At 52.3% G+C, this 23224-nt stretch carries 21 protein-coding genes and 3 tRNA genes; 12 read left to right on the forward strand and 12 right to left on the reverse strand.

Annotated features, from left to right (window positions below; all coding sequences use genetic code 11):
• Nucleotides 1-3: 3 nt before the first annotated feature.
• The 5 genes from HMPREF2865_RS11060 (at nucleotide 4) to HMPREF2865_RS11080 (ending at nucleotide 5456) form a co-directional block, all read left to right on the forward strand.
• Nucleotides 4-795: a heme/hemin ABC transporter substrate-binding protein gene (locus tag HMPREF2865_RS11060; protein WP_070647229.1), complete on the forward strand. Its 792-nt coding sequence runs from the start codon at nucleotides 4-6 to the stop codon at nucleotides 793-795.
• Nucleotides 796-937: 142 nt separating this feature from the next.
• Nucleotides 938-1879 carry a FecCD family ABC transporter permease gene (locus HMPREF2865_RS11065; RefSeq protein WP_070647230.1) on the forward strand — a complete coding sequence of 314 codons (942 nt, stop codon included), beginning with the start codon at nucleotides 938-940 and terminating at the stop codon, nucleotides 1877-1879.
• A gap of 46 nt (nucleotides 1880-1925) precedes the next feature.
• Nucleotides 1926-2651 carry an ABC transporter ATP-binding protein gene (locus HMPREF2865_RS11070; protein ID WP_070647231.1) on the forward strand — a complete coding sequence of 242 codons (726 nt, stop codon included), beginning with the start codon at nucleotides 1926-1928 and terminating at the stop codon, nucleotides 2649-2651.
• A 274-nt stretch (nucleotides 2652-2925) separates the two neighbouring features.
• Entirely contained in the window at nucleotides 2926-4746 is a 1821-nt protein-coding gene (hutW, locus tag HMPREF2865_RS11075; RefSeq protein ID WP_070647232.1) for a heme anaerobic degradation radical SAM methyltransferase ChuW/HutW, read from the forward strand.
• 92 nt (nucleotides 4747-4838) lie between these two features.
• Nucleotides 4839-5456, forward strand: a complete 618-nt coding sequence (locus HMPREF2865_RS11080; RefSeq protein WP_070460597.1) for an NAD(P)H-binding protein — start codon at nucleotides 4839-4841, stop codon at nucleotides 5454-5456.
• A 158-nt stretch (nucleotides 5457-5614) separates the two neighbouring features.
• Here the strand turns inward: HMPREF2865_RS11080 and aroG are convergent, their stop codons facing one another.
• The 11 genes from aroG to folD all read right to left on the reverse strand — a co-directional run bounded on the left by aroG (nucleotide 5615) and on the right by folD (nucleotide 16755).
• Entirely contained in the window at nucleotides 5615-6658 is a 1044-nt protein-coding gene (gene aroG / locus HMPREF2865_RS11085; protein ID WP_070460595.1) for a 3-deoxy-7-phosphoheptulonate synthase AroG, read from the reverse strand.
• A 292-nt stretch (nucleotides 6659-6950) separates the two neighbouring features.
• The gene (locus HMPREF2865_RS11090) at nucleotides 6951-8447 is read right to left on the reverse strand and encodes a subtype B tannase (RefSeq protein WP_210399363.1); all 1497 of its coding nucleotides are present in this window, start codon (nucleotides 8445-8447) and stop codon (nucleotides 6951-6953) included.
• 289 nt (nucleotides 8448-8736) lie between these two features.
• Entirely contained in the window at nucleotides 8737-10212 is a 1476-nt protein-coding gene (locus HMPREF2865_RS11095; protein WP_070647234.1) for a surface lipoprotein assembly modifier, read from the reverse strand.
• Nucleotides 10213-10368: 156 nt separating this feature from the next.
• Complete coding sequence (locus HMPREF2865_RS12215; protein ID WP_168163644.1) at nucleotides 10369-10518, reverse strand: hypothetical protein; 150 nt, start codon at nucleotides 10516-10518, stop codon at nucleotides 10369-10371.
• Between the two features lie 172 nt (nucleotides 10519-10690).
• Nucleotides 10691-11386 (reverse strand): M48 family metallopeptidase, encoded by a 696-nt coding sequence (locus tag HMPREF2865_RS11100; protein ID WP_070647235.1) that lies wholly within the window; start codon nucleotides 11384-11386, stop codon nucleotides 10691-10693.
• Nucleotides 11387-11435: 49 nt separating this feature from the next.
• On the reverse strand, nucleotides 11436-12167 hold the full coding sequence (locus tag HMPREF2865_RS11105) for a lysophospholipid acyltransferase family protein (protein WP_070460589.1): 732 nt from the start codon (nucleotides 12165-12167) through the stop codon (nucleotides 11436-11438).
• 71 nt (nucleotides 12168-12238) lie between these two features.
• Complete coding sequence (gene gmhB, locus HMPREF2865_RS11110; RefSeq protein ID WP_039862535.1) at nucleotides 12239-12817, reverse strand: D-glycero-beta-D-manno-heptose 1,7-bisphosphate 7-phosphatase; 579 nt, start codon at nucleotides 12815-12817, stop codon at nucleotides 12239-12241.
• Nucleotides 12818-12828: 11 nt separating this feature from the next.
• Nucleotides 12829-13281 carry a DUF7832 domain-containing protein gene (locus tag HMPREF2865_RS11115; RefSeq protein WP_070647236.1) on the reverse strand — a complete coding sequence of 151 codons (453 nt, stop codon included), beginning with the start codon at nucleotides 13279-13281 and terminating at the stop codon, nucleotides 12829-12831.
• Nucleotides 13282-13374: 93 nt separating this feature from the next.
• On the reverse strand, nucleotides 13375-14616 hold the full coding sequence (locus tag HMPREF2865_RS11120) for an aromatic amino acid transporter (RefSeq protein WP_070647237.1): 1242 nt from the start codon (nucleotides 14614-14616) through the stop codon (nucleotides 13375-13377).
• A gap of 129 nt (nucleotides 14617-14745) precedes the next feature.
• A complete protein-coding gene (locus HMPREF2865_RS11125) occupies nucleotides 14746-15819 on the reverse strand; it encodes an AI-2E family transporter (RefSeq protein WP_049333660.1) in 1074 nt (357 codons plus the stop codon).
• 84 nt (nucleotides 15820-15903) lie between these two features.
• The gene (folD, locus tag HMPREF2865_RS11130; protein ID WP_070647238.1) at nucleotides 15904-16755 is read right to left on the reverse strand and encodes a bifunctional methylenetetrahydrofolate dehydrogenase/methenyltetrahydrofolate cyclohydrolase FolD; all 852 of its coding nucleotides are present in this window, start codon (nucleotides 16753-16755) and stop codon (nucleotides 15904-15906) included.
• Nucleotides 16756-16956: 201 nt separating this feature from the next.
• Here folD and HMPREF2865_RS11135 point away from each other — a divergent pair.
• The 6 genes from HMPREF2865_RS11135 (at nucleotide 16957) to HMPREF2865_RS11160 (ending at nucleotide 20604) form a co-directional block, all read left to right on the forward strand.
• Nucleotides 16957-17034, forward strand: a tRNA-Pro gene (locus HMPREF2865_RS11135).
• A gap of 27 nt (nucleotides 17035-17061) precedes the next feature.
• Nucleotides 17062-17138 (forward strand) — tRNA-Arg (locus tag HMPREF2865_RS11140).
• A gap of 9 nt (nucleotides 17139-17147) precedes the next feature.
• Nucleotides 17148-17223, forward strand: a tRNA-His gene (locus tag HMPREF2865_RS11145).
• A 259-nt stretch (nucleotides 17224-17482) separates the two neighbouring features.
• Entirely contained in the window at nucleotides 17483-17989 is a 507-nt protein-coding gene (locus tag HMPREF2865_RS11150) for an adenylyltransferase/cytidyltransferase family protein (protein ID WP_141745162.1), read from the forward strand.
• Complete coding sequence (locus tag HMPREF2865_RS11155; protein WP_070647239.1) at nucleotides 17986-19746, forward strand: bifunctional biotin--[acetyl-CoA-carboxylase] ligase/type III pantothenate kinase; 1761 nt, start codon at nucleotides 17986-17988, stop codon at nucleotides 19744-19746. Before HMPREF2865_RS11150 ends, HMPREF2865_RS11155 begins: the two co-directional genes overlap by 4 nt.
• A 15-nt stretch (nucleotides 19747-19761) precedes the next feature.
• Nucleotides 19762-20604, forward strand: a complete 843-nt coding sequence (locus HMPREF2865_RS11160) for a cell division protein (RefSeq protein ID WP_070647240.1) — start codon at nucleotides 19762-19764, stop codon at nucleotides 20602-20604.
• A gap of 393 nt (nucleotides 20605-20997) precedes the next feature.
• Here HMPREF2865_RS11160 and HMPREF2865_RS11840 read toward each other — a convergent pair whose 3' ends face one another.
• Nucleotides 20998-21519, reverse strand: a complete 522-nt coding sequence (locus HMPREF2865_RS11840) for a DUF4189 domain-containing protein (RefSeq protein ID WP_083309609.1) — start codon at nucleotides 21517-21519, stop codon at nucleotides 20998-21000.
• 254 nt (nucleotides 21520-21773) lie between these two features.
• Between HMPREF2865_RS11840 and tldD the strand changes: the two genes are divergently transcribed.
• Nucleotides 21774-23216, forward strand: coding sequence for a metalloprotease TldD (tldD, locus tag HMPREF2865_RS11170; RefSeq protein ID WP_070647242.1), 1443 nt, complete (start codon nucleotides 21774-21776; stop codon nucleotides 23214-23216).
• Nucleotides 23217-23224: the final 8 nt, after the last annotated feature.

The following is a 23224-nucleotide window of genomic DNA, read 5'->3' on the forward strand; positions in this document are numbered from 1 at the left end:
ACAATGAAACTCAAACTCCTCCTGCTTTCCGCGTTTATTTCGTTGGCCGGCACTGCACACGCGCAACGCATCGTCGTGTTGACCCCCGATACGGCAGACATCGTTGCCGCGCTCGGCGCATTGGACGAAATCGTCGGCCGCGATCAGACTGTTCAAAATCCGGCGTTGAAAAACAAGCCCAGTATCGGCATTCATCGCCGCCTGACGGTTGAACCGATTGTGGCCGCCAAACCCGACATTGCCATCGGTTCATGGATGGCGCAGCCTGCCGATATTTTTACCCACCTGCAAAAAGCAGGCATTAAAGCCGTCAATGTTGCGCCCGATGACAGCATCGCCTCCTATCCGCAAAGTATCCGCAACATCGGTCAGCTTATCGGCAAAAGCGCGCAGGCGGATAAGTTGGCCAGTAAGTGGCAGGCGGATATGAAACAACAGCCTTCCAGCGGCAAACGCTACCTCTTCAGCTACGACGGGCGCATCGTATCGGGCAAAAATACTGCCGCCGACGAAATTATCCGCCGCGCCGGCGGTATCAATGCCGCAGCCGCCATTGACGGCCTCAAACCGATGACGCGTGAGGCATGGATTGCGGCCAAACCCGACATCATCATTATTGCCGACCACAACACCGCCATGATAGGCAACGTCAAAACCTTTGCCGCACGTCCCGAAATCGCCGGCTCGCCTGCCGCGAAAAACGGCAAAATTTATTTGTGGAAGGCCAACGATATGTTCCGTTACGGGCTGGATACGCCACAAGTGATTCAGCGTTTGCACGGTTTGGCGAAATAAACGCGCCTGATTTGAAAAGCCTGCCCGATTTTTGTTTTCAGACGGCCTTGATTTGTTCCTTCTTATTGAGGAGGAAGCAAAACGGTTGTCTTAAAAATGCCGTCTGAAACCGTCCCTCAATCCGCTTAAACCTCATGATGTCATGAAACCGCATACCCTTACCCTCTGCCTGCTGCTTACTGCCGCTGCCGTTTATTTGTGCTGCGGCATCGGTTTTGGCGCGTGGGAGTCGCCATTGGCGATGGATGAAACCGTCCGCCAAATCCGTTTACCGCGCATCTATACCGCACTTTTGGTCGGAGCCGGTTTGTCCGCTTCGGGGGCGGCATTGCAGGCTTTATTTGAGAACCCGCTGGCCGATCCGAGTTTGATCGGGACGTCGGGCGGGGCGGCCTTGGGCGTGATTGTGTTATTGGCTTTGGGCGGCGGCGCGATGGGTGTGCCGGGCGCGGCTTTTCTCGGTGCATTGGGTGTGTGCCTGCTGATTTTGGCGGTGCACAAACTGCTTGGTGGCGGTACTTTGGGATTGCTGGTGTTGGGGTTTGTGTTGAGCGCGTTTTCGGGCGCGGTAGTCAGCATGATTTTGTTTTTATCTGACGATTTGGTATTGCGCAGTGCAACCACATGGCTGTCGGGTAGCCTTGCCGAAGCCGGTTTCTCATCTCCTGTCGCGGCAATCACGGTCATGTTGCCCGGTTTTCTGATTTTGCTGTCGGCAGGCAGGCGGCTGGATGTTTTGATGACGGGGGAAGACACGGCTGCCAGTATGGGGGTATCAGTTGGGGCATTGCGTGTGCAAACCGTAATCGGCGCGGCATTGATGACGGGAGCGGCGGTATCGCTTTCGGGCATCATCGGTTTTCTCGGCATGATGATCCCCAATGTGCTGGCGCAAACCGTCGGCGGCAGCCGCCGCAAACTGATTGCGCTGTCGGCTTGGTTGGGCGCAGTATTTTTGATGGTGGTAGATGGCGCAGCGCGCTGGCTGACATACCCTGTCGATCTGCCGGTCGGTATCGTAATTGCCTTATTGGGCGGACCATTTTTTATGTATTTGTTTATCAAGCCTTTGAAAAGCCGTTGATGCCTAAACAGGCCGTCTGAAACTTTATTGCACCATATCTTTTGCCATGCACACCTTATTTCAAATCCGTAATCTTTCCGTCCGCGTCCAAGACAAAACCCTGCTTGAAATTGATCAACTGGATATACCTTCGGGCATGACCGTTATTATCGGCCCGAATGGCGCAGGCAAATCTACTTTGCTGCGGGCATTAATCGGGCAAACGGGGCAGGGGGGAATCACGCTTTTCGGTGAGGCCGTTACGCCGCAAATCCGCGCGGGCAGGGTGGCATGGGTCGGGCAGCATGGCCGTTATAATATGCCGATGACCGTACGTGAATACATTGCGTTGGCGTCATTCGTACAAAAAGGCCGTCTGAACCATGAATGGGCGGACGAGTTGCTCGATTATTTTGATTTGACGGCATTGGCGGATAAGCGTATCGGCAAGCTCTCAGGCGGCGAGCAACAACGCGCCAACATCATCCGCGCCCTGTTGCAAAACGCGCCGGTCTTGCTTTTGGACGAACCGTGCAACCATCTCGATATTCGCCACCAACACCGCCTGATGCAGTATTTGGTCGGGCATTCAAACCGTGCCTCATCAATGATGGTATTGCACGATTTAAACCTCGCCGCGCGTTATGCGGAACATATTATTTTGATGAATAAGGGAAAAGTCGTTGCATCAGGCAAGGTGGGCGAAGTGATGCGCCCCGACTTGCTTGAATCGGTTTACGGTTGGCAGATACGCCGTTGCGAAGATGAAGCAGGGTTTTATTTCAGAAGCTGAGCGCCAACAGGCCGTCTGAAAAACGATAAAGAAAATTTATTTTATCGTTCAAAAATAAAACGAGATGGGAGGATGTTCCCGACTTGAAGAACCAAATTTTGTGCATTTCACAAGTAAAATGCCGATTTCCATAAAATAGAAATACATTTAATTATTTATAGAATACAATATTTTAAAATAATACTGATTTTTAATTACTCAAAAATGTTGACAAGAAAACGATGATGGTTATTTAATATATCAATCTTATTAATAATTTTTATTAATCATTATCATGGTACAGCAGCTTGTTTGGACTCCGAAACAATCCGCGCCCAAGGCATTTCCCGAACGTCAGGCATTAATGCCCGTTTGGGGCGGTGTTCCAATGCCGCGTCCCCAGTGGCAGAACATTTGGAAGAAAAAGCTTCCCCATGCCACCGATGTGGATGCGCTTGCTTATCTGCATATTCCATTTTGCGCCAACCATTGCGTTTTTTGCGGCTTCTACCGTAATGCGTGGAAGGACAGCCAAAGCAGCGTGTACACCGACAAAATTATCGAAGAAATGGCCGCTGAAGCCGAAGTCCGTACAGGAAAGGGCAAAATCCGAGCCGTTTATTTCGGGGGCGGTACGCCCACCGCGTTGCTTACGGAAGACCTCGTCCGCCTGATTCGTGCCTGCTACCAATATTTGCCTCTTGCCGAAGACTGCGAGTTCACCATCGAAGGGCGCATGAGCCATTTCGATTTGGAAAAAGCACAGGCCTGTCTCGAAGCAGGGGCCAACCGTATTTCCATCGGCGTGCAAACCTTCAATACCGCTATCCGCCGCCGTCTCGGCCGCAAACACAGCGGCGACGAGGCGTTTGAATATTTGGCAAAACTGTGCGAACTCGATGCCGTGATTGTCGCTGATTTGATGTTCGGCCTGCCCAATCAAACCGATGAAGTTTGGCAAAACGATATCGCCCGTGCCACCGAGCTGCCGCTGTCCGGTTTGGATACGTACGCGTTCAACCTTTATCCCATGCTACCCATCAACCGCATGATTGAAAAAGGCGCATTTCCGACACCGCCGGGCTTTGATATTCAGGCAGACCAATATGCCTACACGGTTGAAACACTACTGGAAAAAGGATGGGAACAGGTCAGTAACAGCCACTTCGCCTATCCCGGCCGCGGCGAGCGCAACCGCTACAATACCCTGATCAAATCCGACATTCCCTGTTTGGCGTTCGGCTCCGGCGCAGGGGGTAACTTCGGCGGTTTCAGCTATCAGGTGCAGGGCGATTTGGAAAGTTATCTCGCCACGCCGAAAGGCGAGAAAAACATCGCATTTATGAGCGGCCATAGTCCAAATAAAGCACTGCTCAGCAAAGTTCAGCACGATATTGAAACAGGCCGTCTGAATCCATCATTGTTCGACGGCAACAAAGCAGCGCAAAAGCTGATTGCCCAATGGCAGGAAATGCAGCTTTTTAAAGAACCCGATTCAGACGGCCTGATCCGTTTGAATACCAGCGGCCGTTATTGGTCGCCCACCCTTATCCGCAAACTCATGCTCACTCTTCCGACTCAAGAAAAGGATCAAACCATGCAAAAACTTTCAGCCGAACAACAAACCATGTTGCGCCAATCATTAGAAAAAAATCCTGGCCAAGTGCTGGAAATGCTGGCCGCGCAAAACCAATGCAGTTTTGAAGACGTTATCCGCTGCCTGCCTGAAGAGAACGTGCGCCAAACCGAAGGCAGCCGCATTGTCGAAATCCTCCAAGCCATCGCAGCATGGGATGAATCCGTTACCTTCATCGCCCACACCCCCGATGCCATCGTCGAAGTCAGCGGCAAACTGCCAAACGGCAAAGTCGGCCGCGGTTTCTACAACTTTGACCATCCTGAAACTGACGGCGGCGTACACGGCCACATCTACTATGAAAACTGCGCCTCCATCTACCTTTTGGAACGCCCGTTCATGGGTAAAGCCACTTGCTCGCTCAACTTTATCAACCGCAACGGTGGCGCCATGTTTAAAATTTTTGTCGGCCGCGATGAAGCAGGCGAGTTGAAACAACACCAAATCGAAGCCATGCGCAAACTGTTTAATGCCGCTTAAACGGTTTCAGACGGCCTGAAAATCCGTTCCTTGTTGCATAGAGGAGCGGATTTTCTAACAATAAACATCTACCATACAAAGGAACCCCAAACATGCAACTCATCTTCGGAGCCAACGGCCCGTCTGGCCGAGCCTATATCCGCACATTGACTGACTCAGCCGATACCGTCGCCGTATTGAGAAGGCCGTCTGAAGACAGCTTTTTTACCGAACACAATATTCAAACCGTCGTCGCCGATGCGCTTGATGCCGATGCGCTCGATAAAGCGTTGGCACAATACCGTCCCGATACCGTGATCAGTTTTGTCGGAGGCAAAAACGAAGAGGGCATCCGCAGCGATGCGCTGGGCAATATCAACATTATTGCCGTTACGAAAGCCGTCAATCCGCAAGCCCGCTTTGTACTGATTACCAGCATGGGCTGCGGTGAACAATGGGACATGATGAGCGAGCCGTTCAAACAGGCACTCGGCGAAGCCGTCCGTGCCAAAACGGAAGCCGAAATCTATCTCAAACAAAGCGGTTTGAATTGGACTATCCTGCGCCCCTGCGGCCTTGCCGATGGCGAAGATAATGCCTATACCTTGACACAAAATGCCCAAGAAATTCCGCAAAAATACATGACGCGCAACGGCTTGGCCGCTGCCGTTGCTGCCATTGTCGGCCAAGCGGACAGCAAGGGCGAAACGTATAGCGTTGGTGCGGCATAACCGGATTGAGTAGGCCGTCTGAAACTGTCTTTTAATTGTTTCAGACGGCCTGATTTTTTCTTAAAATACTGTTTTTATTCTGAATATGAGCAAAGAAATCAAAATAACAGACACAAAAAAGACCGGAACATATCCGGTCTTTTTTTATGGTTTAGCACTTAAGCTTGGTAACCTTTCGCTTCAGCAAGCAGGGCCAGCAATTCTTCAGTCGTATCCCAACCGATGCAGGCATCCGTAATACTTTGACCATAAACTTCAGGCTTGTCTTGACGGCCTTCAACCAAGTGGCTTTCCACCATCACGCCCATGATGTTTTCTTCACCGGCTTTCAGCTGCGCCGCAACATCGCGAGCTACATCCATTTGTTTGCGGAAGTCTTTACGGCTGTTGGCATGACTGCAGTCCACCATCAGTTTGCTGCTCACGCCGGCTTTTTGAAGCTGCGCAACCGCGTCTTTAACGTGCTCCGCGCTGTAATTAGGCTCTTTACCGCCGCGTAAAATCGCATGGCAATCAGGGTTGCCGCTGGTGTGGACAATCGCGGAATGTCCGGCTTTGGTTACAGACAGGAAGTGGTGCGGATGATTGGCGGCACCGATGGCGTCGATGGCGATTTTCAGATTGCCGTCCGTACCGTTTTTAAAACCGACAGGGCAGGAGAGGCCGCTGGCCAATTCGCGGTGTACCTGGCTTTCAGTCGTACGCGCACCAATCGCGCCCCAAGAAATCAGGTCGGCGTAGTATTGCGGCGTAATCATGTCCAAGAATTCAGTCGAAGCAGGCATGCCCATTTCGTTCAAAGTCAGCAACAACTGACGCGCTTGGCGCAGGCCGTAGTTGATGTCAAACGTACCGTCCAAGTGCGGATCGTTAATCAAACCTTTCCAGCCAACGGTTGTACGCGGTTTTTCAAAATACACGCGCATCACAATCAGCAACTCTTTCTCATATTTTTTGCGCAAGGTCAGCAATTTTTGCGCATATTCTACCGCCGCCTTAGTATCGTGAATCGAGCATGGGCCGATGATGACCAGCAAACGGTTGTCGCGGCCGTGAACCAAATCTGCAATTTCATGACGTGTTTTATAAACCAAATTGGCAACCTGAGGCGTAACAGGCAGCTCATACAAATGTGCGATTGGAGGGAGTAACTCTTTGACTTCCTTGATCTTAATATCGTCGGTAGGGTGGTGCTGGGACATGATGAACTCTCTTGTTTATTTTTGATACAGGTTACAGGTTTTAGCGGAATTAAACAAGGCTTGATTTTTTGTTTTAGCAATTTTATTCTAAAATTTCTTTATTTAAATTATTTTATAGAATTTAAAATCAGTTAATTCATAAAAATTAGAATTTAATTCTATTAAAAATTTCATTTATATAATAAAGGGCTTTAAGTTTTTATCAAAATACAGGCCGTCTGAAAAAGTTCAGACGGCCTTTCTTTAATTAAAACAGGATACCAAATCTCATCTCAATCTATGTTGCGAATGCTTATTTTGCAGCGCTGCTGACCTGTTTCATCCAGGCAAACAGCTCGTCCAAATCATAATCGCCGCCGTGTCCGACATCCCAAGGCAGGGCGTAATCGACGGTGTAGCCGTTGTTTTGCAGTTTGGCGGCTAATATGGCGGAGACTGCCAACGAGGTGTCGCGGTCGTTGGTGCCGACACGGATGCGCCAGTTTTGCGGCAGGTTTGCACCCGGTTTGCCGATGTAGTTGAGCGGGTTCATGATTTTGACGGTTTCTTCGTCCGCGATTTCGGCGTTGGAGGCGGTAGTGTGTTGCATGGAGAACGCGGTGAAGTGGCGTTTATCGACGGTATCGGTGCCGAAGAGTTGGTTTTCGCCCGCGCTCAAATCTACGCCGTCAAAGGCGGGCGGTGTTTTTTGCCGTCCGGCGACTTTGGCGTAGGCATCGAAATCGACGGAGACGACTTTGCCGTTGCGGACGGTCAGCCATTTGCGGTCGCTTAGGTCTTTGCCCGCGTCAAGCTGGATTTGGGCGGATTGGGCGAGCAGGCCGGCAATATGGTTTTTAAAGCTGCCGTTGCCTTGGGCATCCCGCGTCAGTGGTTTGCCTTCGGGGGATTTCAGGTTCAGGCTGTTGAGATAGGCGGGGTACAGCGGTTTGAGGAGGTCGGACAGTTTTTTCTCGTCATCGGTCAGCGTGCCGGCGACCAGCTCGCGTTTGACGCGGTAGTCGAGCATGGAAATATTCATTTTTTTATAGTCGTTAATGCCGTTGAACTGCCATTCGTAAGCCATGTCGGCATGGTCCAAATCGGTAATCGGGCAGTAGGCGGATACGGCGAAAACTTTGTCGCTGCCTTCCGCCGCGCCTAAGGCTTTGAGGTGGTTTTCATAATCTTTTTGATCGGCTGTTGCGCCTAAGAGGGCGGACATCGCGCCGCCTGCGCTTGTGCCGTTGGAAATGATTTTTTCGGCATCGCCGGGCATGGCTTTGTCGTTGGCTTTCAGATAGCGGACGGCGGCTTTCAAATCGACAATGGCGGCAGGTGCTTTACCGGTGGATTCCGTTCTGCCGCGCGCGCCCGGGGAGGCGACGACGTAGCCTTTGGAAAGGGCGGTCAGCGCGGCGTTCGGCGATTTTTGACCGTCTTCAGGTTCGCCGCGTTTACCTTCCAAAGCAGGTTTGCCCGGTTCGGCAGGCATATAGCCGCCGATTTGGTTGGGCAGGAAAATCGGTGCGGTTTCGGCGTTGAAACCGTCTATCTCGCCGCCGTTGTAATAGGCTTCGGGTACATAAATATTGATGATTTCGTAACGGGTATCGACAGGATTGCGGACGTAAACTACGCCTTCGTAAGCGCGGAATTTGATGGCCTGACCGTTCACTTCGATGCTTTGTTCGGTGTATTTTTGTTTGGAGAAGTCTAGGTCGTAGGTGTCTGCGGTTTTGACGGAAGCGCAGGCGCTCAATCCCAGCGCGACAGAAACGGATAAGAGGGTTTTGTTTAGGGCGTTCATCATCATACTTTCTGAAGAGGTAAGCGGATATGATAACGAATACTTAGGCCGTCTGAAACGCCAAGTCGGGTTTCAGACGGCCTGATTTCTTTGTAGCGTTATGTAGTGTTGTACGTTACGTCGTAAAGTAATATGGGCGTAAACTTCATCTATTTGATAAATATGAATTTAATAAGACATTATGCCTTAAAAAATCTATTGATTCGGTATCTGTAAAAGTTTGAATCTGTCTTGTAAATAAGTATGCAGGACAGGCATTTTTGCTTTTTTCGCAGATTGGTACTACTTGTCAGAACGTTTTGCTCAATTCGACAAACATTTTGGTTTTGCCGTATTCGTAGAACTTGTCGTTGCTCCATGTTTTGTTGTGGGCAATGGTCAGGCGCGGGGTGATACCTTTGAAATGGAGGGCGCGGTGCCATACGCTTAGGGAGGCGGAGGCTTCTTTGTCGCGGCGGTTTTGTTCGTTGCTGAAGAAGCTGGGGGCTTGGTAATGGCGTTGGGCGGCGCTGAGGCGTAGGACGGTGGAGAGGCCTTTGGGCCATTCTTGTCCCCATGTGGTGCGCAGGGCGTAGCGGTTGAAGCTGTCGCTTTTGTCGTCGCGGTTGCGTTCGCGGTAGAGGTCGATACCGGCTACCCAGTATTGGCGCGCGTTGCGGTAGTACACGATGGAGTTGCTGAGCAGTTGGCTGGTGTTGTTGGAATGCTCGCGGCGGCCGTTTTTCAGACGGCCTGCTTCAAATGCGCTGAGGGTTTGCAGCTTGGGTTGCCACCAATGGTTGTAGTGGAGGCGTGCGCCGTTGGTGTAGGTGTAGGGGTCGTTGCCGTAGAAGCGGCGTTCATGGAACGGGGTCATGCCGATATCGTTGCGCTGGTCGGCATAGCCGATGCCTGCCGAAAAGCGTGTGGTGAGGTCGTTGTAGTTGGTGTGTTTGGGATAGATTTTGCCGTAATGGTCTGCGCCTGCCGTGGCATAGAAGCCGCGGGGCAGCGACCATTTTTTTTCTGCGCCGATTTGGTAATGGATGGCAGTGGCATCGATGGGTTCGGGGAATGTCCAGCCTCGGAAGCAGTCGTCGTCGGGATAGGCAAGGCGCACGGCGCGGCATTGTTCATCGCTCAGGTGGTTGCCCAGACGGCGTTGGCCGGGGGCTTGGTTGATGTTTTGTTCGCGCGTGATGTTCAAGCCGGCATTGAATTGCCATGAGTCGCGTTCACGCAGGGCTTTGCGGTAGGTTTCGATGCGTTCTTGCAAGGCAGGCGGGAGGGATTCGGTTTGTAGTTTGTCGAACTGGTCGGCTGCGGCTTCGTTTTGTTTGTCTTCAAACAAGGCGGTCGCAAGCTGCCAGCGGACGGCGGAGGCATCGGGTTGCTCGGCGATAAAGCGGCGGTAATGGCCGATGGCTTCGGCGGCGCGTCCTTCGGATTGGGCAAGCAAACCTTTGGCATAGCGTGCCATGGCGCGGTCGTGTTCTGGCCATTGTTCGTAAATGGGCAAAACGGCTTTGATGCCGGGGATGTTGTGGGCGACGACGGCGGAATACATGGCGCGTGCCAGTAATTCGGTATTGGCAAGCAGGGTGTCGGCATCGACGTTGATGATTTTTTCAGACGGCCTGTTTGTCTGCTCGACAGGGATGTTGTGCGTTTCGGGTTGTTGGGGTTCGGCTGTGTTGACTTGAAGCTCGGGTTTCACATCAGGCGGCACATCGGCGGCGTGAAGGGAAAGGGGAAGGATGGCGAGGAGGAGCAGACGTTTTTTCATGGCAATGTTTGGGATGTTATCGGTATAAGTGGGCAGATTGTACAATGTTTTGAGTCAGAAATTTTACAAACCGAGTGCCATTATATCTGATAAAGACGACAAAAGGCCATCTGAAACCCGATGGGATTTCAGACGGCCTTTATTTGCGAGTCGGATTTAGTTTTGGTCCAAGTCCAAATCCAAATCGGCTTTGATGGTGTGCGCGCCTGCCGGACGGTAGATTTCGGAAGGCAGCGAGGAGGCGAATGCCGTGGCGGAGAAAAGAGCCAAAATGCCGGTGGCCAGTAACGATTTTGCTTTGGTCATCGGTTTTCCTTTCTGAAAAGGGTTTTGAGAATGGCATCATCTTATCGGTAGGTATGAGTGGCGGCAAGCGGATAAACCTGATTTTACGTGCGACTACATGATTTGTTTGGAGGGCGTTGATTCTTTGCTTTGGGCTGGTGTTTGCTTGCAGAAAAATGCTGCCGGATAAGACTTAGCCGAGGCGGAACAATTCGCTGCCGTGCGCCTTCAGCCATTGTTCGGCTTGGTCAACATGTGGCGTAAGCGAGTGGGTCAGAGCCCAAAATGCAGGGCTGTGATTGGGATGGCGCAGGTGGGCGAGTTCGTGCAGGCAGACGTAGTCGGCGACATATTCGGGCGCACCGATGAGCCGCCAGTTGAGGCGGATGCCGGTGGTGTGGCGGCAAACGCCCCAGAAAGTTTTGGCGTTGGAAAGGGAAATGGCGCTCGGAGTCAGGCGGGTGGTTCGGGTATGGCCTTCGAGGCGTGGCAGCAGATATTCGTGCGCACGCTCGTGTAGGAAACGGCGCAAATGGGTGAGTTGGGCGGCGTTTTCTTTTTCGGGCAACAGGATTTCAGACGGCCTGATTTGGATGTGGTTTGCTGCATGGACGGACAAGGCCGTCTGAACGCCTTGATACCAAATCCATTCGGGAAGCGTGTCGGTGGGTGTTTGTCGGGCCGGTGCTTTGTTTAAGGTACGGCGCAGGATGGCTTCGTTGTCGTTCAGCCATTGGGTAAAGGTGTGCTGGGTAACAAACGGAGGGATATTGATGCTGACGGTATCGGCGGAAACGGGGCGCAAGATGAGGTTTTTCTTGGCGCTGCGTTTGAGCTGGATATGAATGGTGAGGCCGTCTGAAAGGGTATGGGTATGGAGGCGGGGCATGGTGTTTGAGTGAAAAGGGAGGGCATAGCGGCCCACCCGATGGAATGATTTATTTGGTTTTGGGGGCGAACGGGCCTTGTCCGGTAATCAGGGGCTGCTGGCTTTCAATCCATTGCTCGCATTGGGCCATGAGTTCGGCTTCATTGCCGTTGTTGTGGGCAATGGGTTTGCCGATGATGACGCTGACCGTACCGGGGTATTTGAGGAAGGAGTTGCGCGGCCAAAACTCGCCGCTGTTGAGCGCAACGGGGACGATGTCCATCTCAAACATTTTTGCCATGCGCGCGCCGCCGAGCTTGTAGCGGCCTTTTTCACCAGGCGGCAGGCGTGTGCCTTCGGGGAAAATGGTAATCCAATAGCCTTCGTTTTTACGCGCAAGGCCTTGTTCTAAGAGTTGTTTGTTGGCTTCGCGGCTGTTGCTGCGGTCGATGCCGATGGTTTTGACCAGCTTCAAGCCCCAGCCGAAGAAAGGGATTTTGAAAAGTTCGCGTTTGGCAACATAGACTTGAGGCGGAAAAATCTCTTGTAGGGCGAGGGTTTCCCAGCCGCTTTGGTGTTTGGAGCAAATGATGGCGGGGTGGTCGGGAATGTTTTCCGCGCCGCTTAAGGTGTAGTTTAAGCCGATGATGTGCTTGAGCGACCAGTTGAGGATACGCACCCAAACTTGCGCCATTTTGTGCGCGCCGCCTTGGAAGGGCAGGGCGAGCAGCATAAAGGGGAACAGCAAAATAATGCTAGAGGAAAGGATGAACCAGTAAATCAGGTTGCGGATAATCAGCATATCGGGGAAAAGTCTGTCGTTTGAAGGCCGTCTGAACACCGTTGTCGGCTGGTTTCAGACGGCCTTGTCGTTTATAGGATAGCTTGCGCGGCTTCTTCGATTTGTGTGTTTTCACGCATGATGTATTGCGAAAAAGCCAGCAGGTTGTCGAAGACTTGGGTGTGTTCGGGCAGGTCTTGCTCGTGTTTGGCCAGCGTTTTTTTGCCTTTGCCGGTCAGGACGAGCGCGGATTTGCCGCCTGCGGCATCAATGGCTTGCAGGTCGCGCAGGCTGTCTCCGACCAGCCAGGTTTCGGCGGCATTGGCCTTGAAGCGTTCGATGATGTCGATAATCATGCCGGGCTTGGGTTTGCGGCATTCGCAGTTGTCGGCAGCAGTGTGCGGGCAAAACCAAATGCCGTCGATGGTGCCGCCTGCTTGAACGGCAAGGCGGTGCATTTTCGCGTGCATTTCGGTCAGGTCTTGCACGGTAAAGTATTTGCGGCCGATACCGGATTGGTTGGTGGCCACGGCGATGGTGTAGCCAGCCTGCGTTAAAAAGGCGATGGCATCCATGCTGCCTTCGATGGGAATCCATTCGTCAACGGATTTGACGAAATCGTCGCGGTCTTGGTTGATGACGCCGTCGCGGTCGAGGATGATGAGTTTCATGGTGTGGGCTCTTATTTTTCTGCTTTCAAACTGCTTTTCCATTTTTCAAAGGCCGTCTGAAAAACGGGTGTCAGTTTGGCGAAGGTTTCCAGGGTGTTTTTGACGTGGTAGAAGCCGCCGAGCGAGGATGTGTCGAGGGCGAGGACGTAGTCTTCCATAAATGCGCCGTAGCCGTCTTCTTCGTCGGTGTAGTAGAACTCGGTAAACCGTTGGCCGAGTTCGGTAAAGTCGTCCGCCGTCAGTGCGCCGTCCATGTGTTTGAGCAGGAAGTGCCGTCCGCTGATTTTGCCCGAGGTCATGGCTGCGAAGTCGGCTGCGGTTTCGGGGGCGGTTTGCCAGACGGGGTTGACGAGGCCTGCCTGCGCCGCCCACTGCCAGTACATACCGATGTGGGTGGCGGCGTTTTCGGGCGGGAGCTGTTCGGGGTAGTCTTCGTCGAGATGGAAACGGATATTGTCGTACATGGACGGTGTTCGTTGGGGGAAAGGGGGTATTGTAGCGGAAAATAATGAATTAGGCCGTCTGAAAGAGGGTGTTTCAGACGGCCTTAAGGGAATTTAACCTTTAAATACAGGAACAAGTTCCATTTGGCTCAGTATTTGGGCGGCAATGTTAATGATGCCGAAGAGGAAGACCCAAACCATCAGCCAGAATCCGCCGTAAACTTTGTAGTTTTTGCCGGCACCGAATTTATGGCGCGAGCGGTAGAGCAGCATGGCGGGGATGATGCCGGTCCAGATGGTGGCGGCCAGGCCGACGTAGCCGATGGCGGTAACGAAGCCAGTAGGAAAGAGCAGGCAGGAAATCAGGGGTGGTAGGAAGGTCAGCGCGGCGGTTTTGGTGCGGCCGGAAATGCTGTCGTTCCATTTGAAGATGTCGGCGATGTAGTCAAACAGGCCGAGCGTTACACCGAGGAAGGATGTTGCGATCGCCATGTAGGAGAACAGGGTCAACACTTTGTCCATATTGCCGGTTTGGGCGAACTTGGACAGCGTTTCGATCAGGACGGAAACTTGTCCTTCTGCGGCGATAACCGGTGCGAACTCGCTGCGCGGCAGGTTACCTTGGATGGCGATTTGCCAGAGGATGTAAATCACAAGCGCAATCAGCGTTCCTGCCCATAGGGATTTGGCCACTTTGGGCGCGTCGCCTTTAAAGTATTTGAGCAGGCTGGAAACGTTGCCGTGGAAGCCGAATGAGGCAAGGCAGACGGGCAGGGCGGTGGCGACATAAATCCAGTAGCTGGTGCCGGCAGGGGCTTGGGTGTCAAACAGGACAGGCATTTTGGCATCGGCAATCAGGCCGCCGGTTGCCCAAATAAAGGTCAATACCATGCCGCCGATGAGGATGCTGGTGAAACGGTCAACCAAGCGTGCGGATGCCCAAACGCAAAAGGCGAGAATGCCGAAGAAGACGAGTTGGCCGACGGTCAGCGAAACTTCTCTGCCTACCGCGCTGCCGATGCCTTTGGCGGTCAGGTCGCCGCCGACGAAGATGTAGGCGTAGGTGAGCAGGTATAAAACGAAAGCGACGGCAACGCCGTTGATGACGTTCCAAGCCGGGCCGAGCAGGTCTTTAACCATAGTGTCGAAGCTGGCGCCGTGCGGATAATGGGTGTTGACTTCCAAAATCATCAGGCCGCTGGAGAGCATGGAAAACCAGGTGTACAGCAACACGGCCAGCGAGCCGGTAAACCATACGCCGGAGGTGGCGGTCGGGTTGGCAAGCATGCCTGCGCCGATAACCGTACCGGCGATAATCATCGCGCCGCCGAATAGGGAAGGGGTTTTGGTTGACATTGTTTATCTTTCTTCTAGAAATGCGTGGCTGCCATTATGCCGTAAAGTGTAAGAAAAGGTAAAGCAAAGGCCGTCTGAAAACCCGTTTGTCGTTTTCAGACGGCCTTTGATGTGTATAAATGCAACTAATTAAATCAATTTTCGCAGTTTCAATTCGTTTTTCAGATACGCGTAATAAACCGGCGCGACGATGATGCCGCCGATGCCGAAAATGCGTTCAAAGACGACCATCGCCACCAGCAATTCCCATGCGCTGGATTCGATTTCCGAGCCGATGATTTTGGCGTTGAGGAAATATTCGAGCTTGTGGATGACAACGAGGAAAACCAGCGATGCGAGTGCGACGTAAAGCGATGCGCCGAGGCTCAAAATAATGATGATGGTGTTGGAAATCAGGTTGCCCGCCACCGGAATTAAGCCGACGATAAAGGCAACGATCAGGACGGTCATTTTAAACGGCAGCTCAACGCCGAACAGTGGCAAAACCAAGTAGAGGTACAGGCCGGTCAGGAAGGTGTCGATCAGCGAGATTTTGACCTGGGCGAGGAACACGCGTTCAAAGCTGGTTTCAAAATTGATGATGCGCCGCATCAATTCGGCTTTAAACAGCGGCATTTTATGGCGGTTTTTGCGCATTTCCAGGCGGTGGAAACTGAGCATGGCGCCGATGATGATGCCGATGAGGATGTACACGAAGGACGTGATGCTGTTTTTACTGATGCGGGTCAGCGCGGCGCGGTATTCTTCAATCAGCTTGATTGCCGAGGCTTTGATTTCGGCCATATTGTTGGGCAGCATATTGAGAATGGCCGCAGGCAGGTCTTGGCTGTTTTTGGTGTCTTCCAAAATTGCCGCCAGCTTGGCCAGCATAAAGCCGACATGGCCGCCGTGTATCAGGTGGTAAATGCCTAAAGACATCATTGTGATGATGCTGAACACGATGGCCAGCGTCAGCGTGGTGGAAATCAGGTTGATATTGTGCGCGTTGAGTGATTTATGCAGCCGCGTGTTGCGCGGCAAAACACGGCGGCGGAGCTTGAGGATGACGCCGTTGGTGCGCGTAATAAAGATATAGGTCAGGATAACCGACAGCAGCAGCGGCAGCAAATGGTAGTGCAAGACAATCAGCAAGGCCAAGCCCATCAGGATATAGGAAGCGTTGCGGAAAGTCGGGTTGTCGGAGTGGGAAGAGAGTAAGGACATGTGAAGCCAATAAGGTAAAAAGCAAAAAAACAGGTCAGGCCGTCTGAAAAACCATGTTCAGACGGCCTAACTTAATGACAGCGATTAATCGTGCAATGAGGCCGCGTGTACCGTGTTTTCCAACAAAGTGGCAATCGTCATCGGGCCGACGCCGCCGGGAACGGGCGTAATCATGGACGCGCGTTCTTTGGCAACATCAAATTCCACGTCGCCGCACAGGCTGCCGTCGTCCAAGCGGTTGATGCCCACATCGATAACGACTGCGCCGGGTTTGACCCATTCGCCTTTAACGAAATTCGGAATGCCTACGCCGACCACCAAAATATCTGCGGCGGCAACTTCATCGGCAAGGTTTTGCGTGGCGCTGTGGCAAATGGTTACCGTCGCGCGGGACAGCAGCAATTCCAACGCCTGCGGCCGGCCGACAATATTGGATGCGCCGACGATGACGGCTTTTTTGCCTTTCGGGTCGATGCCGTAGGCTTCCAACAAAGTCATCACGCCTTTGGGTGTGCACGGGCGCATCAGCGGCATTTTGACGACCAGACGGCCGACGTTGTAAGGGTGGAAGCCGTCCACATCTTTATGCGGCTCGATACGTTCCAAAACCGCTTGGCTGTCGATGTGTGCCGGCAGCGGCAGTTGCACCAAAATACCGTCGACGGCAGGATCGCCATTCAATTCATCCACCAGTTTCAGCAGATCGTCTTGCGTGGTTTCAGACGGCAGCTCATAAGAGCGCGATTCAATGCCGCTTTTTTGGCAGGTCAGTTTTTTATTGCGTACATAAACTGCGCTGGCAGGGTCGTCGCCAACCAATACCACCGCCAAGCAAGGCGTGTGCAAACCTTTTTCCTGACGCGCTTTTACCGCCTGCGCGACCGCCTCGATGCGTTGCTGGGAGATTTTTTTTCCGTCTATAAGTTGTGCAGCCATGATTTTTCCTCCTCAATAGGGATAAATATTGCGTTTAAATTATCGCATTTTTCAGACGACCTGACACAAAAGAGTAGCCCTGATTGTGAAGCATAAAAATAAATAACGATTAAAAATAATAAGATAATCAAAAAATGAAAAAATAAAGCAAAGTAGATGTTGACCGGGTTAAAAAGGGTCTGTATAGTTCAGGTCTTCAGTCGGGGCGTAGCGCAGCCCGGTTAGCGCATCTGCTTTGGGAGCAGAGGGTCGTGAGTTCGAATCCCACCGCCCCGACCACAAAATTCTTAGCACGAATCGGCATGAGCGCCCGTAGCTCAACCGGATAGAGCACCGACCTTCTAAGTCGGGGGTTACAGGTTCGATTCCTGTCGGGCGTGCCAATTTTTACGGTGGCTGTAGCTCAGTTGGTAGAGCCCTGGATTGTGATTCCAGTTGTCGTGGGTTCGAGCCCCATCAGCCACCCCAGATGAAAGCCTGCATATTGTATGCAGGCTTTTTTCCGTTTATACCCGAATTTTACTTCAGATTTAATTGGGTTTCAAAAAAGTATTTATCAAACCGTTTCATCATAGTATCGGCAAAAATGGCGTTTGCTGTGTTATCAAATGTCAATGAATACGCAGTCAAGCCCGAATATTGTACCGTTCGGTATCTTTTTATGGCGTTTCGCCGTTATCCTTTATAATACCCCGATTATTTTCTGTTTCATTCCCAAAGGAACCGCATCATGTCCGAATGGTCAGCTCCAGAATTTGAATCCAAAATCTGTCCGCCCGAAAAGCTGGCGGAGCGTTTGGCGGCACTGCCCCGTCCGCTAGTGTTTACCAACGGCTGTTTCGATATTCTCCACCGGGGGCATGTAACGTATCTGGCGCAGGCGCGTTCGGCCGGTGCGGCTTTGGTGTTGGCGTTGAATACCGATGCTTCGGTGCGCCGTCAGGGCAAAGGGGACGACCGTCCGATTAATCCTTTGGAAAACCGCGCGGCAGTGGCAGCGGCATTGGCGAGCGTGGATTTGGTCACATGGTTTGATGACGATACGCCTGCCGCGTTGATTGAAATGGTCAAACCCGATGTGTTGATTAAAGGCGGCGATTGGCCTGTGGATAAGATTGTCGGTGCGGCCGAGACGTTTGCGCGCGGCGGCAAAGTATTTTCGATTCCGTTTTTACACCAGACTTCGACCACCAAAACGTTGGCGAAAATCCGCGAAGCCGGAGGAGGCGAATGACGGATTTAAACAGCCGCCATTGGGCCTTGCTCGCCGCGCTTTCAGACGGCCTGCCGCAACACGTTTCTCAGTTGGCGCGAGTGGTCGGTATGAAGCCGCAACAATTAAACGGATTCTGGCAACAGATGCCGGGTCATATCCGCGGTTTGCTGCGCCAGCATGACGGGCAATGGCGCTTGGTGCGCCCTTTGGCTGTGTTTGCCGAAGAATCTCTGCAACAAATGGCCGGAAAACAGGGTTTTCGTGCGCAGTTGAAACACGAATGTTCGTCCAGCAACGATGAAATCATGGCATTGGCGCGCCAGTCGGCAGATTTGGCGCATAAGGCCTTGTGCGTGGCGCATTTTCAAACCAAAGGACGCGGACGGCAAGGGCGAAGCTGGGTCAACCGACAGGGTGAATGTCTGATGTTCAGCTTGGGCTGGGCGTTTGACAAGCCGCAATATGAGCTGGGTTCGCTGGCGTTGGTTGTGGCATTGGCTTGCCGCCGCGCGCTTGCCGATATCGGTTTGGACGTAAATATCAAGTGGCCGAACGATTTGGTTGTAGCCAACGATAAATTGGCCGGCGTGTTGATTGAAACGGCTCGGGTAGAGAATAAAACCGTCGCCGTCATCGGCATCGGTATCAATTTTGTATTGCCGAAAGAAGTTGAAAACGCCACTTCCATACAGGCATTGTTTCAGACGGCCTCTAAGCAGGGCGTAAGCGTCAAAACCTTATTGAATGCGGTATTGGCGCAACTCGATGCGCTGTTGAACGAATACGCGCAAAACGGATTCGCGTCATGTGTCGGCGAATACGATGCCGCCAACCGCGACACAGGCAGGCCGGTCTTGCTGCTTCAAGAAGGGCGCATTGTTCATGAAGGCGTAGTCAAAGGCGTGGATGCGCAAGGCGCGTTGCGTTTGTTGACCGACAATGGCGAGAAAACCATTGTCAGCGGCGAGATCAGCTTGCGTCCGGATAATCGTCCGGCGCAACCTGCCGCGACTAAGCCGGAACGCTTTTTGCTGCTGGACGGCGGCAACAGTCAGTTGAAATGGGCGTGGGTAGAGAACGGCACATTTTCCGAAGTCGGCCGCGCGCCGTATCGTGATTTGACCCAGCTGGGCGAAGAATGGCTGCAATTTGCCGATGATGATGTGAAGATTGTCGGTTGCGCCGTGTGCGGTTCGGTAAAAAAAGCGATGGTGGAAGAACAATTAACCCGTCCGGTCGAATGGCTGTCTTCCATGCCGCAGGCTTTGGGTATCCGCAACCATTACCGCCGTCCTGAAGAACATGGCTCCGACCGTTGGTTTAATGCGCTGGGCAGCCGTCGCTTTACGCAAAATGCCTGCGTCGTCGTCAGCTGCGGCACCGCCGTAACCACCGACGCGCTGACGGAAGACAATCATTATCTCGGCGGCACCATCATGCCCGGTTTCCACTTGATGAAAGAGGCGATGGCGCTCAAGACCGCCAACCTCAACCGCCCCATCGGCAAGGTATATCCGTTCCCAACCACAACGCCGAACGCCATTGCCAGCGGCATGATGGATGCCGTTTGCGGCGCGTTGATGATGATGCATGGCCGTCTGAAAGACAAAACGGGCGAGGGCAAACCGGTCGATATTATTATCACGGGCGGCGGCGCGGCCAGAGTCGTACAGGCGCTGCCGGAGTCATTCGTTCATGACAATCAAGTGAAAATCGTCGATAATCTCGTGATTCACGGGCTCTTGCATTGGATTGCCCATCGCAACGGACAATAAAAAGGAAAACGCATCATGAAATGGCTGTTTGCGGTCTTGGTCGCACTCAACATCATTGTTTTTGGCAGCATGGTTGCCTATCGGACACAACATAAAACCGCCAAACCCGAATCTTCCTTGGAAGGCGGTACGCACGAATTATTGCGCCCGTCTTCTTTGGACGCGCCTAAAGCCGAGCCTCGGCAGGCATCGCAACCCGATTGGGTGGTGGTTGAATCAGACGGCCTGATTATGGCCGAACCTGAATCCGAAGAAGCAGAAGCCTTGCGTAAAAAGCAAGAAGCGCAGCAGTTAAAAGAGAAAAAAGAAAAAATGCGCCGCGAGAAAGAAGCGCAAGAACGCCGCGCCGCTGAAGAAGAGATGGGCGCGGCCGGCGTGGAACGCTTGTGTACCAGCAGCGCCACCGTAGTGATGGATGAAGACGATTACCACCGCATCAAAGGCCTATTGGGCAAATGGCCTCATGCAGCCAGCCGCAGTATCGAAAAACGCAACGGCGCATCCGGTGGCGAGACTGCTTCCAAAACCTTCCGCGTGGTCTTACCTGCCGACGGCGACACTTCCGCCCAGCTGGATGCCTTGGGCAGCCGCGGCTTTAGCGGCAGCATTCACAACGGCGAAATCAGCATTGACGTAACACGCAGCCGTTCTTCCGCCCAAGTATTGATTTCACGCTTGTCCAGCGCAGGTTTCGGCGGCGCGCGCATTGTCGAACAGGAAGACAGAAGCGCACCCGATACCGGTTTGAGCGTGGCGCGCATGACCGTGGTCTTTATGGCGGTCGACGAGCGCGATGCCCAAGACATCAGAAACATTGTCGGCCGTTATGGCAAATTGAACATGAAAACCTGCCGATAATCAGATTTATTCGGTTTCAGACGGCCTGAACAGCAGTGCCAAACCTGATAAACCGAACGCCACAAAACACGAAACCCACTGTATCGGCAGTGGGTTTCATGTTTTTCGGTTTTGAGTATCTGATATAAAGGGGAACAGGTATGTTTCGTATATGCGCACTCCGAGTATCAAGAGATAATGGGGAAGAGGGGGATAAAATCTGTCGTTTAATGGCTCGGATTAGGACGTCTTCCGAGTGGTTTTGATTATACGCTAATAATAACTATTATCAATAGCAAAATTGAAAAAATAAGGGATTTTTCTGTAATAGATTGTTTTGTATGGAAATTAAGTTTTAGTATCGTCTTTGCCGTGATTGAAAAGGTCGTCTGAATAAAGACGGCCTTTTGTCTGTTAGAATTTAGGCATAGAGCAACCTTCAGGGGTAGTAATTCTGCATTGTAAAGCTCCACGTTTTCGACATTTTTTTAATGCCTCCGCTTCAGCCATACCCGGGGGGGCTACTCCAAAAAAAGCTGAACCATCTTTTCCTAGAGCAACAGCGAGACAGGCGTTGCGAAACCAAGCTCTAACTTTACACGGTTTATTTGTTCCACCTTCTTCACAGGTTTTAATGGCTAGTTTTTTTGCAGCATCAAGTGAATCCATCTCAAGTGCTCCACCTGATATACCTGTTTTAGGATTGATTGCCCATGCACCATATTTTGAAGGAACATCGATATTGACAACGCTTGGTTGGTTTTGAGAATAACCACTATTAGAAGATTGTGGTCTGCCAACGTTATATAGAATTTGTCGGCCCGAGCTGTCGATAATACGACAAGTTCCAGTTGCAGGTTGGTATTCACCGCCGCAGCCGTTGGCATAAACATTAAGACTTGCCAGTCCTAGCAATACAACAAGTAACTTTTTCATTTCAATTCCAATCTATTTATTATTTGAATCTTTATCAGCCTGCGCTGCATCAATCATACGATGATTTGTTATCTTCTTCACGCGGCTGACGTTGAAATAGGGTAGGCAAACATTTCACCCTATCTTTCAGACGGCCTTTTGATTTGTTTCAATCACTCATAAACCCAAGCAATCAACATATCCAAAGCCATATAAAATACCGTATAATCAAGGCCAAATTAACTTTGCCTGCTTGTCGGGCCGTCTGAAAAATTATGCAAAAAACCTACGCCGCCGTACAGCGGGATTTGCTCGAAGCCAACCATCTTTCCCCCGATTTGCTCGCCCAAAGCCTGAGCATTATCGGCGCCAACCATGTCGATTATGCCGACATCTATTGTCAGCGCACTGCCTATGAAAGTTGGCATTTGGAAGAGGGCATCGTCAAATCGGGCAGCTTTCAAATCGATCAGGGCGTGGGCGTGCGTGCCGTTTCGGGCGATAAAACCGCTTTTGCCTACGCCGACAGCTTGTGTATCGATTCGATCAACCGCTCTGCCAAAGCCGTGCGCGTGATTGGTGCGGCTGGTGGCGAAGCCAGCGTCAAAGTGCCGACACCTGCCTACGGCAAGCCTGTCCACATGGCGATTGACCCTATTGCCAGTCTTGATTCTGCTGCCAAAGTCGCGCTGTTGAACAAAGTCGAAACGCTGGCCAAAGCCGCCGATCCGCGTATCGTGCAAGTGATGGCCGGTTTGACCTACGAATACGACATGGTGTACATCGCCCGTCTGGACGGCAAACACGCTGCCGACATCCGCCCGATGGTGCGCATGAACGTCACCGTCATTGCCAAGCAGGGCGAGCGTCGCGAACAGGGCAGCGCGGGCGGCGGCGGGCGTTATGATTTGGCGTATTTCGATGAAAACTTGGTTTGTCGGTTTGTCGATTCCGCCGTCAAACAAGCGCTGACCAATCTTGAATCCCGTCCTGCGCCTGCCGGCGAGATGACCGTCGTTTTGGGCAACGGCTGGCCGGGCGTGTTGCTGCACGAAGCGGTCGGACATGGTTTGGAAGGCGATTTCAACCGTAAAGAAACCAGCGTTTTCTCCGGCAGAATCGGCGAACGCGTGGCTGCCAAAGGCGTGATAGTTGTGGATCAAGGCGATATTGCCGACAGACGCGGTTCGCTCAATATCGACGACGAAGGCAACGAAACCCGACGCACTGTATTGATTGAAGACGGTATTTTGGTCGGCTATATGCAGGACGAAACCAACGCCCGCCTGATGGGTACGCAATCGACCGGCAACGGCCGCCGCGAAAGTTACGCTTCCGCCCCTATGCCGCGCATGACCAATACTTTTATGGAAAACGGCGGCTATGAGCCGGAAGAAATCATCGCGTCCATCGACAAGGGCATTTACGCCGTCAATTTCGGCGGCGGACAGGTGGACATTACCAGCGGCAAGTTCGTGTTCAGCGCATCCGAAGCGTGGTGGGTGGAAGGCGGCAAGCTGCAATATCCTGTCAAAGGCGCGACTATTATCGGCAACGGTCCCGAAGTGCTGAAACATGTTTCCATGATAGGCAACGACACTGCGCTCGACAGCGGTATCGGCGTCTGCGGCAAAGAAGGGCAGAGTGTTCCTGTCGGCGTCGGACAACCGACACTGAGGATTGATGCCGGACTGACCGTCGGCGGTAGCGAAATTTAAACGGCAGG

Origin of the sequence: Neisseria sp. HMSC073G10 (assembly GCF_001812605.1) — a bacterium.
GTDB lineage: Bacteria > Pseudomonadota > Gammaproteobacteria > Burkholderiales > Neisseriaceae > Neisseria > Neisseria subflava_A.